Below are 14,916 nucleotides of genomic sequence, written 5' to 3' on the forward strand. Positions count from 1 at the left end.
TGACGAAATTTAGAGCTGTACTAAAATCTATTGGCAGTAGAAGAGCCTGCATGAGAAAACACAGAGGATTTTTGCCCCTCCGTGTGGATTTTTGGAATGTTATTTACCAGATTTGCTGTAAAGATGCGGAAGGTATCCCGCACCCAAAACGCCTGCGTGATTCTTTGTTTTGGCGATTTCGATTTTGCATTCAAGATCAGTATTGATCCCGCGAATGAATTTCGAGTAGTTCGTTTTCATTTCTTTGAAGTAAAGATCCTTGATTTTGATCAGGCCACCGCTGATGAAGATTTTTTCCAGATGAAATGAAAGGGAAAGATCATGGCAAAGACTTGCCAAAGCTACAGCCATGTCTGAATACAACTTACCGTATTTAGGATCTTTGGTGTCCACCAACTCCTCGACAGAGTTTCCAGTGAAACCCATTTCTTTCGCCCGGCGCAAAAGACCGGTTCCAGAAGCCAGGCCCTCGACAGTGTAGTGGTGAATTTTGTCAGGATTGTTTTTCAAGCCCATCATGTCGACCACGAAGTGCCCACATTCAGAACCCATCCCGCGGCTTTGGCAGGGCATACCGTTAAAGATAATTCCAGAGCCCACACCTGTTCCCACAGTAACGACAGCAAAGGAATTCATGCCCTTTGCTCCGCCAACCCAGCCTTCCGCCAAAGCAGCAGCCGTGGCATCGTGCTGGAAGTAAACTTTCGTTTTAAATCCGTGTTTTACGATTTCCTTTTCAACCATGTCGCGGATAGGAACAACTTTCCAACCAGGATAATTCACCGGATTTATAAGTTTTCCTTCCTCAGCATTCAAAGGTCCGGCACTAGCCAGGCCGATGCCTTTAAAGACAGTTGCAGAGGTCTCTTTAGGAAAACGTTTTTTGAAATCAAGTGCGATGTCAGTCATGACTTGGATCACGCGTTTTTGAGTTTTTTGGGCAGAGCCCTCGCGTTTCATGTCGACAGGAACTTTGATGAAATCAAGCATCTCTCCGTGGTTATCCAGAAGAGCTGCAGCCAGCTTGGTTCCGCCCAAGTCGAAACCAATGGTATAAGTTTTTTTCGTCATAGATTTTTTATTTTTTGTTTTTAAATTGCTCACGGTTCAAAAGTACCAGAGATGAGTATGGAGGCAAGGTCACAGTGATAGTTCCGTCAGATTTGACGTTGTATTTCATATCCGTGCATTTGCGTAGCTGACGGCTGTAAGACGGGCCAGTCAGGTCACAGTAGTTGCCCGCAGGCAGGCCTGTTTGCAAGTCACGTGTGATGGAGTTGTTTGAAAAATTCAAAGCAACAAAACCCAAATTACCGCGGCTGAATGCAACAAAACTGAAGCCGTCAGTGTTCCAGTTGTTCACGTAGAATGCTTTGTCCGTCTGATTTCTGAAGTTGACCATAGCGGCCACCTCAGGAAGGCGGTGTTCGCAAGTCCAAGGGGCTACACATGTGTTATCGTTGGCAAGGACATTCAAAGTGCGCAGATTTGGGCCGATCGGTGGACCTTGATCGTAAGATGTGAAATCGTAGCCTGAATACACCTGCGGATAACCGTAAGGATAAGCCAGCATATAGATTTGAGCCAGGCGATACACATTGTGATCAGCCCCCGTGTAGCGAAGGATGTTTCCATCGCCGGTTCTTTCAAGATCATGATTCGTCACGAACACCAAAGAATGTTCGCTGTCAGGAAGACCGCGGGACAGGTTTAAAAGATTTCCCAGGCCACCATACTTGATGCTGCCACCAAGAATGAATGGATATTCGTAAGCCGTAACATCACCACCAGCAAAGTAGTCACCGTATTGAACCGGGCCGCCGTTTTCATGGATGATTTCCTGAAACACGTAAGCGCTGCGTTTCATCTTACGAACGATTTGCGCGATATCACGGGCAGGAATGTGTTTTGCGGCGTCAATGCGGAAGCCCGAAACACCCAAATCAAGCATGTGGTTCAGATATTCAGCAATTGTCTGCTGAACTTTCGGTGCTCCCGTTGCTAAATCCGCAAGCCCTACCAACTGGCAGTACTGCAATTCATACAGGTCACGATAGTTGACGATGTTGTCATGACCATTGCGACCACAAGCGTGGAAATCGTTGGAAGTATAAAGTCCCGGATATTCTTTGTGAGTGAATTTGGAACCCGCAAAGCCGACACCTTGTGGAAATCCAGCCATGTGATTGATAACTGCATCAGCATAGACATCGACACCAGCGGCGTTACAACGTCTGACCATGTCGGCAAATTCGGCTTCATTGCCTCCGCGGGATTCCAATTTATAGCTGATAACTTGATAGCGCTCCCACCATGCGCCGTTGTGAATCATGTGTTCGTGGGGAGGAGAAACTTGAACGGCAGAAAAACCAGAGGGACCCAGATAAACTTCACACTCGCGTGCAACATCTCTCCATGGCCACTCAAAAAGTTGCACGAATACTGTTCTTGGAGCTGCAAGCGCTGAACTTGTGCCCAACAAAACAGTCAGGAGTAAGATTGAACGTTGCAACTTTGAAAACACGCGGACTCCTATAGCCTCTGATTTTGTCCTGTTTTCTTATCAAACAGGTGGGCCTTTGTCAGATCTATTTTTAGTGGAACCTTTTGACCCTTGGAAAATTTATCCAAGGAATCCGTAATAATTCTCACGCTTTGTCCCTCTAATTGACCGTGCAGCATCTGTTGGCCACCTAAGTTTTCTGACAGTTCCACCGTGTAGTCACCCAAGGCAATGTCCTGGCTACCCAGATCGCCCTTATTGATTTTAAAGCTTTCAGGGCGGACTCCCAAAACTTGGTCGGCTTTTTGGGCCTCCGGCCATGGCAGGCGGCGAACGATGCTGCCTTCCATGAAATTCATTTCAGGGGAGCCGATGAAACTTGCGATGAACATGTTTTTAGGGCGGTGATAGATCTCGGTTGGTGTTCCGACTTGTTCGATCACGCCGTCTTTCAATACAGCGATACGGTCGCCCATAGTCGTCGCTTCCATTTGATCATGGGTTACATAGATCATCGTGGATTTTGAATTTTCATGCAGGCGTTTGATTTCAACACGCATTTGCGTGCGCAAGTGAGCATCCAAATTTGAAAGAGGTTCATCAAACAAAACCACCGGTGTCTGGCGAGCCAGGGCACGTCCCAAAGCCACGCGTTGACGTTGACCACCGGAAAGTTCTTTCGGGCGACGAGCCAGCAGGTGAGAAATTTGCAAAAGATCCGCGATCTCTTTCACGCGCTTGGCGATTTCAGCCTGAGCCATGTTTTTCAATTTCAAACCAAAGCCCATGTTTTCTTCGACTGTCATATGTGGATACAAAGCATAGCTTTGGAAGACCATTGCCAAGTCACGATCCTGAGGCTCCACGTTGTTGATGACTTTGCCGCCTACTTTGATAGTTCCTGAATCCAATGTTTCAAGACCTGCCAATGTACGAAGCAAGGTGGATTTGCCACAACCGGAAGGTCCGACCAAAACCAGGAACTCACCCGCAGCGATATCCAGGGAAATGTCTTTTAGAACTTTTGCCGAACCAAAACTTTTTGCGCAGTTGGAAAATTCAATTGTAGCCATATTCACCTAACCCTTCACGCTTCCCATTGTCATACCAGAGACCAAATAACGGGAAATACTGATGAACAAAATCAAAACAGGAATACTGACGATCAATGCTCCTGCTGCATACAGGCCCCATTGAGTGGCAAGACTTGCCTGGAACGAACGAAGTCCCAATGGCAATGTGTAAAGCTGCGGATCCTGCAGTACCACAGCTGCAATAACGTACTCTGACCAACTGGCCATGAAACTGAACAATGCCGTGATAACCAACGCCGGGGAGGAAATTGGCAGGATAATTTTTGTGAAAATCATCCAGCGGGAGCAGCCATCCAATAATGCAGCTTCTTCCAGTTCACGCGGAATAGTGTCGTAGTAGGCCTTCATTTGCCAGATACAGAATGGCAGTGCGGTTGAGGAGTAAATAATGAACAAACCCCAAAAGCTGTCGATCAGGTGTAACTGGGACAAAATAATGAAAAACGGCAGCATCAACATCGTTGCCGGAAACATTTGTGTCGTCAGCAAAGAGAACAGCATCATGTTACGACCGCGAAAGCGGTAGCGTGACAAAGCGTAGGCACTGCATGAAGCCAGGGCAACACCCGCCAGGGTCGTCACACCGCTGATGATCAATGAGTTTTTCATCCAGATCAAAAAGTCAGTTTCGGTGAAAAGTGAAACAAAGTTTTTGTAAGTGGCGTTGGGTCCGATGATTTCCAGGCTTTGAGTTTGAAAGGCGTTATCGCCACGCAAAGACACGGAGATCACATAGACAATCGGATACAGTGAAAACACCGCGAACAACAAAACAGAGATCCATGCAAAAAGACGTTTCAACATTACTTGGTCTCCTTTTTGTACTGAGACTTGAGCATGCCCAATCCCCAGATAACCAGGATCAGGAAGATCAGAACTGAAACCGCAGCCGCGTAACCATAGCGATACAAGTTGAAGGCCGCTTTATAAACATAGGATACCAGGATGTGTGTTTGGTCGCCCGGTTCGCCGGCGTTGGATACCAGCCAGATCACATTCAAATTGTTGAAAGTCCAGATCGAACCCAAAAGTGCCGCCGGTACCATGACTGGCAAAAGCAATGGCCACGTGATGTGACGGAAACGCTGCCAGGAAGTGGCGCCATCCAGACGAGCGGCTTCGTACAGTGAGCCTGGAATTGATTGCAAGCCACCCAATGCAACGATCATCATGAATGGGAATCCCAACCAAACGTTGGTGATGATACAGGCGATGAATGCCGTGGTTGGCTGACTTAACCATTGAACCGGCGACAGTTGCAGGAAGTTTTGCAAAAAGATGTTAATCGGCCCGTATTCCTGATTGAACATCGCACGCCAGGTGAGTGCGGTGATGTATTGAGGCACTGCCCATGGGATAATTAAAAGAGCGCGCCAGAATCCCTTGAATGGCATCACAGAATCAATCACCACCGCTAGGAAAACCCCTAGAGTGACGTGGAAGAAAACGTTGGAGACCGTCCAGATAATGGTTTTCAGGAACAGGGAGTAAAACTTCGGATCAGAGAGTGCATTCACGTAATGAGTAAAGCCAACAAGGGACCAGTCCTGGAACGTGCGCAACGAGAAGTTCGAAAATGAAATCGCGATATTATAAAAGAACGGATAAACGATGACCGCAAAGATTCCGATGAATGCTGGCAGCATCATATAATACGCAAAACGATTCGGACCATTGAAGCCTTTGATAAACGCAACCAGGGATTTGCGACCAGTCCACAGAACAAGCAGAATCACCAGTCCAAAAAAGACTTTGATGACGATGGCGCCGGCATCCGGTTGCAATACTTCGTTCATTTCGGAAATTTGTTTTTCTGCCAAAACCTGCGCGCCTTGCGCACCAGCTTGTGGAGTCAAACTGCCAGCCAATACTTTTTGGTATTGAATGCGCAAGCTGTCCCAGATGGCACGGACCTCAGGTACGATGGGCATTGGGTGGCCGACTTCCATAATGTCAGCGGAGATTTTCAGAAGTGGATTATTTTTTACAACGTCGGTATTGCGGGCTTCCAGATTGGAAGGAAGGGTTCCCACTTTTTCGGCGAATTGCAATTGCACGGCGGTCGATGTCAGGTAACGCAGAAGTTTAATCGCAGCCGCTTCATGTTCCGGAGACTTCATATTCACGTTCAGTGAATAACCCTTGGTTCCAACCAGGGAGGCTGGCCATTTGCCAGTGCCGGAAATCATCGGAATACGGGTGATGCCAAAATCAACTTTGGCTTCTTTGTAGTCGCCCCAAGACCAGTCACCATTGATCAGCATGGCAGCCTTGCCGTCTTTGAAAAGGGCGTTGGCAGTTTCGTAATCGCACTCTTTCGGGATGATTTTATACTTATCGCGCAAATCCAAAATAAATTGGAAGGTGTTCGCCAAGGCAGACGTATTCAGGTTCGGTTGCACATCGTTTTTGATGAAGTCGTCACCAAAAGCCGGAATGAAAGGCGCAAAGAAAAACGGCTCTGTATAATTGAAGACCAAGCCCCATTGATCCACGCGACCGTCTTTGTTGCGATCAACAGTCAGGCGGCGCCCCATCTCGATCAATTCATCAGAGTTACGAGGCGGGACAGGCAGAATGGCTTTATTATAGATCAACATCAGGTGATTTCCGACGGAGTCACCGATGGCGAAATGTTTGCCGTTGTAAGTTGGCGCGGCTAAAGGGTCGAACTGTGTGAAATAATCCTGTCCCAAGACTTCGTCCAAAGGACGGATGATTCCCATGGTTGCAAACGGACCGATTTGGTCAGAAGGACCGTAAACCAATTCAGGGCCCGAGCCACCCATGGCAGCTGATTGATATCCACTGCGCAGCTCTTCTGTTTCACGGTAAGTGGACTGAACGATGATGTCGGGATTTTGTTTTTCAAAATCTTTTAAAACTTCTGCAAGGACCTGACGGTGTCCATAAATCATCTGATGCCAGACGTGCACCCGGATTTTTTCGGCTTGCGCCGCCATTGAACAGAATGTGATCAGCAAAAACAAATAATAGCGCATCAATTAACACCTTTGAACAGGGATCCCTTATTCAGGCGCAGAACCACTGTCGTCACGCCTGGAATTTGGATCTGGGACTGAGCGCGATTCAGAATCACTTGCGCAAGCGCAGGATCCACATGCGGGCCAAACGAAGGATCGAAACCCCAGTTGTAGCTCAGTACCTTGTGAGAGAACACTCGAGGATTTTTCGAGCTATTAAACAAAACCAGAATCGCTTCACGCTGATCGTGCAGAACCATGGCGATCAAACCTGGATCAATCGTGCCTTCATTATCAATGAAGACCAGGCCCTTCATGATCTCATCCAAAGAGTTCATTTTGAATAGGGGACTGCTGCGGCGAAGACGCAGAAGTGCTTTATAGTAGTTTGAAGTCTGAGAGATCAACTGAGGAGTGACTTTCAAAGCCGGATCCTGCAAACGAGGCTGCCAGAAGGACCAGTCATCATAGTTTTTCCAAGCGGGTGGCAGACCCTCGCCCCAGTAGTTGTCATTTCCATGCCAGTTCAGGCGATTGAAGAAATCACCGGAGTCATAGGAATCCTGATCACCATTTTTTGAGCGCAATAATTCCACGCCGGATTCCATGAATGGAATTCCCTGGCTGAGCATTGGAATCGCCATGGCCAACTGATGCATACGTTGACGTTCACTGGCGGAAGCAGTTCCCGGCGTACGGCCGTAAGAGTAGAATGGGGCTTTCGCCTGAACAGCATCCCACAATGTGTAACCATCGTGTGCGGAGACGTAATTGATGGTTTCGATCGGCTCGGCAGAGGTCGCAACCGGACTGTTGCGATACATCAGGTTGCCACCGTAAATCACGTTGCCGTAGTGCTCACGGAAAGTGAAGTCGCGCAGATTTCCAGCCAAGCCCACTTTGACAACGTCACCCAAGTGGCGAAGTTTGCCCATTTGCAGATTCAAATCAGTGGGCGTGTTGCGGTTGGCAGGTTCGTTGTTGAAATCAAAATACAGACCGGTCGCGAAACCCTGATCTGATTTTTCAGAGGAGCTTGTTGTTCCGCCGCGGACAGCATCGCGCAAACGGTCGTTGAAGAAGCCGATTCCCGTGCCATAGGCATTGAGCTGGCTCATCGCCTCTTGCGGATTCTTGTTATAGAACGAACCAAAGGGCCAGCCCTCACCATATAAATAGATGCGGGAGCCATCAACGCCATCACGCTGCAAAGTCAGGGAGCGCAAAGCATCCTTGATCTTCATCATCGTTGAGCGGGAGTGGAAGGCCATCAAATCAAAACGGAAAGCATCGATCTTGTATGCTTTTGCCCAGTGGACAACCGAATCGATCATCAGTTTTTCCATCATGAAGTTTTCACTCGCGGTATCCGCGCAGCACGAACTGCTGTGAGTGTAGCCATCATCCGTCAGACGATAGTAGTAAAGCGGTACAATTTTATCGAAAACAGAGAAAGCGCTTAAGCCGTTTTCATAGGTATGGTTGAACACCACGTCCTGTACCACGCGCAGGCCCAGATTGTTGATCGCCTGAACCATGGTGCGAGTTTCGCGCACACGGGAAAGTCCATGGGGATCCATCGCATAGCTGCCATCCGGTACGAAGAAATGAACCGGATCATAACCCCAGTTAAAGGCATCACGGGCACGAATTTGCGCAAGCGCCCCTTGAGCGTCCTGCAAATTGGAAGACGATGGATTGATGGTTTCCCAGGTGGCTCGATTTTCATTCACTGAGCCAATGTCGTTAAACGGCAGCAAATGCAAATGAGTCAAACCGGCGTCCGCCAAGGATTTCAAATACTGGGAGCCATTGCCGCTGGTTTGCGCAAAGGCATCATAAGTACCGCGGTAAACGAAGGGGATGCTGTCGTCGTTCGCGCTGAAGTCACGGATGTGAAGTTCATAGATTGTTATGTCTTTGAAAGAATTCAAATAGGGTTTTGTCAGGTTATCCCATCCATATGGTTTTGATTCGGCGCTCTCCAAATCAACCAGTTGAGATTTTGCCCCGTTCATAGCAAGACTCAGACTATAGGGATCAGTGACCAGTGACGTTTCCATTTTATCTGTAAGCGGGTGGTAAACACTGACTTCGTACAGGTAGTAATAATTTTGATACTGACGAGGAACCAATGTCGTCCAAACACCGTTTTGATAAGTCGGAACAAGTACAACATCTGATTGCAGCGATGTCGGGGATGCAAACAGTGCTACACGCACGCTGTAAGCTGTTGGTGCCCAAAGTTTCAACTGAAACTGGGAGCCCTGATTCGTCAATCCAAGATCGTTGCCATGATAAGCGTAAAGCTCATCCAGCAGACCGGCATATTGAATCGGTGTCGAGTCCAGGAGCTGATTCTTATCGTTCGTCACGAAAACTTTCAGCGGACGATGAATAAGATCTTCAATGATCTGACGATTTAAAGAAGCCGTACTGACAACTGCATAGTTGTCCTGACGTTGCAGCACCGGAAGGGGGTAAGTGCGCGAAACATCTTTGAAATTAATTTCAGAGTTAGCCAGTTGGAACATCATGTTGTCAGCAACGCGCAGTCCTTGTGGAAGCTTCACCAACATTTTTTGAGAGCTGAGCCATTGAGCGCGCGCCGGAGCCGTTGCGGCAACAACAGTATTGCCGGCAATAAGCATCGCAATCGCCACGATAAAACTAATAGCACTTAGGTTCTTGAAGGTTCGATCTAGCAAAGCATCCCCTTAATTTTTTTGCTAATTCCACGCATAAGTTCTGGCCAGGGCGGGACTTTATGGGTAAGCCTCGGGTTTTTCAAGGAATGGTGTATGAAAAAAATCTTTTGGGTTCTTACGATTTTGCTCGCGTCTTTTGACGCATATGCTCTGGATGCGGACTTTACAACCTATCTTCGTGGCGGAACTGGTGTCAGCCAAGAGGGGGGTAAGATGGAGTGTTTCCGCAACCAAGATTTGCCCGGTAATTTCCTGCGTTTAGGAAATGAATGCGATTTCTACACGGAATTGGGGTTTGTTTTTCACCATAAAAAAGCTACAGAGGCCGATCCCTCTTTTTTCCGAACGCAACTTCGCTATGCATATAGTTCTGAGGGCTTGCGTCAATGGGAGTCTGGCAAACAGACTATAGATACTTCAGGGACCAATCCGACGGCTACGGTTTCGATTCCAAAATCCGAGATCGAAGCCTACGTAAAAGCCGGTGGTTTCGATGGCAATCCCATCGAATATTGGGTGGGGAAAAGATTCTACCGCGATATCGATTTGTTTATCTTTGATTGGTACTACTATGGCGAAATGGCCGGTGTTGGTGCCGGACTGGAAGCGATTCCTGTGGGACCGGGCAAGTTGGCCATCGCGAATCTGATTCAAGCCAATGAAGACTTCAACACCACTTCAGTCGGTCGCCCGGTTTTGAATATCTGGGATTTCCGCTACACGTCTATTCCTGTATTTGCAGAACAAAAAATCAGCTTCTGGGGAGTCTACGCGTGGGCGAAAGGAAGCACGACCACTACAGCACCGGTGACAACTTTTGAGGCAACGAACGGATATGTTCTTGCAACGAAATTGGAAGGTCCGGCGTTTTCAGGCTACAACAAAGCGGCCTTGGAATTCGGCCAGGGTGCGATGAGTGGCTTCAATGTTTACGGTAACAGTGCGGTGGATACAGCGAAGGCGGACCAGCTTGCACAAAACAAAGCCTGGAATGTGCGCCTTGTTGAAGACTGGTCCATGGATGTGACTGATCGCTGGGCGGTATTGTTTGGATTTGCCGCAAACTACGGCAGCAACGGTAAAGAGCAAAATGATCGAGTGCAGTGGCAGGCAATTGGTATACGTCCGATTTACTATTTCACGGATCGTTTTCAGGTGGCTCTTGAAACTGGTTACAACCGCTACGAAGATGAAAGTGAAGGCGTTGGAGCCCGTGATCTAGGTCGTGTTGCCATCGCTCCGCAGTTGTCCTTCACGAAAAGTATGTGGGGTCGTCCGGTCATGAGAGCTTACGCTGCATACTCGTTCTGGAATGATGCCAATAAAGGCGGCTATATCGGTAGCGCAGCTCCGACTTTCGCGGACAAAAATAACGGCTTCAATGTGGGCTACCAATACGAAGTTTGGTTTTAATTTAGTTCTAATTTGATACGAAACCCCGATCCAAGGTCGGGGTTTATTTGGTTCATTGTCACGCCTTGCTCCCTTCCCTATAATTGTCGTTATGGTTAACAATGACGATTCTTCTGATAATTTGGAAAAAACCAGTATAGTTGCGAGCGACACCTTCAAAGGAAGATTGCGTGAGGCTGATGAAGTGCCTCCGGCAATTTTGGTTTTGATCGGGCCTCCGGGTTACGTGGGTAAACAGTATCCGATCACGGCGAGCGATATCACAATCGGTCGTTCCGTCGAGAGTCAGGTTTACATCGATGATAAAAGTTTAAGTCGTTCCCATGCCAAGTTCGCAGTGAACGGAAGTGAGGTTTCGATCATTGATTTGGGCTCCACCAATAAAACAGTGGTTAACGGTCAAACGATTCCAGCATTGGCTTCCTGCCTTTTGAAAAACAATGATCAGATTAAAACTGGCAACGTTATTTTCAAGTTCCTTGAAAAAGGCAGCTTGGAAGCGATGAGTACTTCCGCTTTGTACGAGCGTGCGCAAAAAGATGCGCTGACTGGTGCGCATTCCAAAGGGGCCTTGATTGAAAAAGGACCTGAGGCGATGAAGCGTTCTGAAGTTTTGAACGAGCCATTAAGTCTGGTTACTTTTGATATCGATCATTTCAAAAAAATCAACGACGGTTACGGACATCCGGGCGGCGATTACGTTCTGAAGGAACTTTGCCGTATCGTGATTATGAAACTGATTCGTGCGAATGACTTCTTTGCCCGCTACGGTGGGGAGGAATTCGTTCTGCTGCTTTCCGGCTCCAATGCCAAGGTGGCAGCTGAGGTTGGTGAACGTATTCGTCACACAATCGAAACCAGCGAGTTTGTCTTTGAAGGCAAGAAAATTGCTGTCACGATCTCTGTCGGTGTTGCGACAAAATATGCAGCAGAAACAGAGTGGACTCAGTTGTACGAACGTGCCGATAAAGCCTTGTATCAATCAAAACAAGGTGGCCGAAACATGGTCACAGTTGCTCCATAATCAGTTTGCGAGTTAAAGATTAAATACGACCCACAGCTCGAAAGAGTTGTGGGTTTTTTGTGCTCGGCAGGCTGCTCTTTTAACGCTTCGTCCACACCATTGTAACTTCCCCAAAGTTTCGTTTAAATGAGGCTACCTTTGGAGGTAGCCATGCTTTACGAAATCACAGTCCCGTATTTTATTAAAACACTTCACAATTTGGAAAACGTTCTGGAAAAAGGCGCGAAGTTTGCCGAGTCGAAAAAAATCGATATGGATGTTCTATTGAACTCTCGTTTGGCTCCGGATCAATTTCCTTTGGCTCGCCAAATTCAAATTGCCTGCGATACTGCCAAGCTTGCGGCTTTCCGTTTAACTGAAAAAACAGCACCAACACATCCTGACACTGAAATAACTTATGCTGATTTTCAGGAAAGAATCAAAGGCACAATTCGATATTTGGAATCTTTGTCTGCGGCTGATTTTAAAGATTCTGAATCAAAAAAGATCACGACTCCCCGTTGGGAAGGTCAGTGGGTGACCGGAGCAGAGTTCGTTTCTCATCACGCTTTGCCAAATCTTTATTTCCACGTAACAACAGCTTACTCAATCCTTCGTCACAATGGTGTTGAAGTGGGTAAGAAAGATTACCTGGGGCCGATGCCTTTTAAAAAGTAGCTTGCGCGTTTCCACATCCGATTCGGATGTGGAAATTGCGGGATTGTTATTTTCGATAATTACGTTGTTGCGGATGGTTTTTTTTGCCAACCGGTTTTGTTGAAGACGGGAGTCGGTTTTTCTTTACGACTTTCTTTTGTCCCGTTCTGTAAGTCGGTGGCTTCTTAAAAGGACTTGGTGGCGCTGGCAGCACAGGCTGTGGCGCAACTCTGCGCGGTTGAATTGGTGTTAACACGGGCACTTGCGCCACGATTTTTGGTGGTGCGGTTTCTGTGGTTTCTTGTCCAATCATCAGCACGGCTGTCCAAAGGAATGCGACAGCAACCGCCACACTCACAAAGTTATTAAAAGCGGGTCCCTCAGAAAGCTTCTTGGAAAATCCATCGAAGGAAATCTGGGGATTCTTTTTTGTTGCTCTCTCGATCGTCATTCCCGGCAGTTTGTGCTGGGGAGGAGTCGGCACGCGGGCATTTTTTAAGACCAGTTGCGGGTCGGTGATAGTTTTCTGAGTTAACAACGACAACACTTCTTCGGCAGTGGTGGTTGTATTGATCGTCATGGTTTTGTCGTCCTCGATGACGAACTGACGGATCTTTTCCAGAGTGTCTTTGTAGGTCACTGCGAAAACTTCTTTCAAGTAGTCCGCCAAAGCCAGAGCGGAAAAATCCGGATGCTTCGTGGATAGAAGTGTTCCGATCTGACGGGCCACTTCTCCGGCATCCTCTGCGCGGGAGCGTGGATTATGATGAAGCATGGTTGGCAAAACATTTAACAGCTCCGCACTGCGATCTTTGATAATGGCTGTGGGGAGATTTTCGACGTCATACAATCGGATGGTCTGCTTCACTTCACCAACCGTCGCACCTCCGAAAAAGCGCGCGTTGGCCAGCATTTCCCAAAATACAATTCCCAAAGAGAAAATGTCAGTGCGGTTATCCAGAGGTTCGCCGTTCACCTGCTCAGGGCTCATGTAAGCGACTTTGCCCTTCATTTGACCGACCTGCGTGTGTGATTCCTCGGCATTGCCTTTGGCAATTCCAAAGTCGATGATCTTCACCTCGCCCTCGAAGGAAATCAAAATATTGTGGGGGCTAATGTCCCGATGAATCAGGCGAAGCTGTGAGCCTGTTTGGGGATCCACCGACTGATAAGCGTAGGCCAGGGCCAATGCCACCTGATGAACTATATAAAGGACAAACTGCGTGTTAAGTGGCTCTTCCTTATCGCGGTGATAGGAAAGCAAATCCCTTAGCGTCACTCCATGGATGTATTCCATCACCATGAAGGCACGATTCTCAGATTCACCGAAATCATAGATCTTTACGATATTCTGGTGATTCAGATTCGCACTGACGCGAATCTCTTTGAAAAACATTTCTTTGAACATCTCGGCATTGGTTGAATCAGGCAGTGTGGTTTTAATTGCCACAAGTTTGCTGACACCGAATCGTGACTCTGATTTTCCCAAATGAACTTCGGCCATACCGCCTTCGGCGATACGATGTATGATTTGATATGGGCCGATTCTTTTAGGTGTCTTCATCTGTGAATTCTATTCGGTTTTTTAGTGAATGCTCATGACTTCGACTGGATTAAAAAGTGTTCCATAATTGGAAACGTTGTTCCCGTGTTAAAATTGAGGGAGCGGTAAGTGGGTGTAAGCCCTCGGGATCTCTGGATAATACTGTTCAGGTACACAATAATGTTTTCATGCAAAACCAGACTATTACAGAATTCATGATGAACAAATTTGAAGAACTACGTAGAACCAATAGACGCATTTCTTTGCGTATGGTTGCGTATAAAATCGGCATCACTCCGGGCCGATTGAGTGAATTGATTCGCGGTAAGCGACCTTTGTCAGAGTTCTACTTTGAAAAGATCTCGACAGGATTGGGCTTGAATCAGGATGAACGCCAACAGTTGAGATCCTATATTTCTGTAACCTCCCGTCGCTTCAGTTCTGACCGTGTAGTTGGTGTGAAGAGCAATGCCATCATGGGCGGCTGGGAAGAATACGCTATTTTGAATCTGCTAAGAATTTCCAATGGCAACGATGATGTAAACTGGATTTCTGAGCGTCTGGCATTGCCGCTAGAGGCAGTGGAGCAAGCCCTGGCTAACTTGGAAAAGATGGAATTGGTCCGTCAGGAAGAGCGTGGTTTGGAAATTGTTCATCGTCGCTTGATCACATCTTATGAGTGCGCTGGCGAAGAGGGTCGTACACACTATAAAAAATACCTTGAAAAGGCCAGTCAGGCGATGGACCTGGAGATGAACTCCAGTTACACAGGGGTAACTCTGACTATCAATCCTCAGCAAATCCCAGTGGCAGAGCGTATGATTGAGCGCTTTCGCGGCAGAATCCTGCGTCTATTGCAGCAGGGAACCCAGAGCGAAGTTTACTCCCTGAACATTCAAATGTTCCCATTGTCCGTATCCAAAGACGTTGCGAAATCGTCATCTGGAGCGAATCTGCATCAGGTGCCGCGCGTCGAACTTGATAAAGTTTAATTCGATAAGCTATGGTGTC

Annotated in this window: 11 protein-coding genes; 4 read left to right on the forward strand and 7 right to left on the reverse strand. The window is 47.5% G+C overall.

Annotation, left to right across the window (positions count from 1 at the left end):
- Positions 1-99: 99 nt before the first annotated feature.
- Genes AAAA73_RS00255 through pulA form a run of 6 tightly spaced genes read right to left on the reverse strand, consistent with a single transcriptional unit; the run spans position 100 to position 9,289 of the window.
- Positions 100-1,071, reverse strand: coding sequence for an ROK family protein (locus tag AAAA73_RS00255; RefSeq protein ID WP_340596133.1), 972 nt, complete (start codon positions 1,069-1,071; stop codon positions 100-102).
- Positions 1,072-1,078: 7 nt separating this feature from the next.
- Positions 1,079-2,524 (reverse strand): alpha-amylase, encoded by a 1,446-nt coding sequence (locus tag AAAA73_RS00260; RefSeq protein WP_340596134.1) that lies wholly within the window; start codon positions 2,522-2,524, stop codon positions 1,079-1,081.
- Between the two features lie 8 nt (positions 2,525-2,532).
- Entirely contained in the window at positions 2,533-3,576 is a 1,044-nt protein-coding gene (locus AAAA73_RS00265; protein ID WP_340596254.1) for an ABC transporter ATP-binding protein, read from the reverse strand.
- A gap of 6 nt (positions 3,577-3,582) precedes the next feature.
- Positions 3,583-4,401 carry a sugar ABC transporter permease gene (locus AAAA73_RS00270; RefSeq protein ID WP_340596136.1) on the reverse strand — a complete coding sequence of 273 codons (819 nt, stop codon included), beginning with the start codon at positions 4,399-4,401 and terminating at the stop codon, positions 3,583-3,585.
- Complete coding sequence (locus AAAA73_RS00275) at positions 4,401-6,599, reverse strand: extracellular solute-binding protein (protein WP_340596137.1); 2,199 nt, start codon at positions 6,597-6,599, stop codon at positions 4,401-4,403. The genes AAAA73_RS00270 and AAAA73_RS00275 overlap by 1 nt, the downstream gene beginning before the upstream one ends.
- A complete protein-coding gene (gene pulA / locus AAAA73_RS00280) occupies positions 6,599-9,289 on the reverse strand; it encodes a pullulanase-type alpha-1,6-glucosidase (protein ID WP_340596138.1) in 2,691 nt (896 codons plus the stop codon). Before pulA ends, AAAA73_RS00275 begins: the two co-directional genes overlap by 1 nt.
- Positions 9,290-9,382: 93 nt before the next feature.
- Here pulA and AAAA73_RS00285 point away from each other — a divergent pair, with 93 nt between their 5' ends.
- The 3 genes from AAAA73_RS00285 (at position 9,383) to AAAA73_RS00295 (ending at position 12,383) form a co-directional block, all read left to right on the forward strand.
- Positions 9,383-10,702, forward strand: a complete 1,320-nt coding sequence (locus AAAA73_RS00285) for a carbohydrate porin (RefSeq protein ID WP_340596139.1) — start codon at positions 9,383-9,385, stop codon at positions 10,700-10,702.
- 91 nt (positions 10,703-10,793) lie between these two features.
- A complete protein-coding gene (locus AAAA73_RS00290; protein WP_340596140.1) occupies positions 10,794-11,726 on the forward strand; it encodes a diguanylate cyclase in 933 nt (310 codons plus the stop codon).
- A 150-nt stretch (positions 11,727-11,876) separates the two neighbouring features.
- Positions 11,877-12,383 carry a DUF1993 domain-containing protein gene (locus tag AAAA73_RS00295; RefSeq protein WP_340596141.1) on the forward strand — a complete coding sequence of 169 codons (507 nt, stop codon included), beginning with the start codon at positions 11,877-11,879 and terminating at the stop codon, positions 12,381-12,383.
- A gap of 46 nt (positions 12,384-12,429) precedes the next feature.
- Here AAAA73_RS00295 and AAAA73_RS00300 read toward each other — a convergent pair whose 3' ends face one another.
- Positions 12,430-13,926, reverse strand: coding sequence for a serine/threonine protein kinase (locus AAAA73_RS00300; RefSeq protein WP_340596142.1), 1,497 nt, complete (start codon positions 13,924-13,926; stop codon positions 12,430-12,432).
- Positions 13,927-14,093: 167 nt separating this feature from the next.
- On the opposite strand from AAAA73_RS00300, the gene AAAA73_RS00305 reads away from it, so the two are divergent.
- A complete protein-coding gene (locus AAAA73_RS00305) occupies positions 14,094-14,897 on the forward strand; it encodes a TIGR02147 family protein (protein ID WP_340596143.1) in 804 nt (267 codons plus the stop codon).
- Positions 14,898-14,916 lie beyond the last annotated feature (19 nt).

The sequence above is a fragment of the Bdellovibrio sp. GT3 genome, from assembly GCF_037996765.1.
In the GTDB taxonomy this organism is placed as follows: Bacteria; Bdellovibrionota; Bdellovibrionia; order Bdellovibrionales; family Bdellovibrionaceae; genus Bdellovibrio.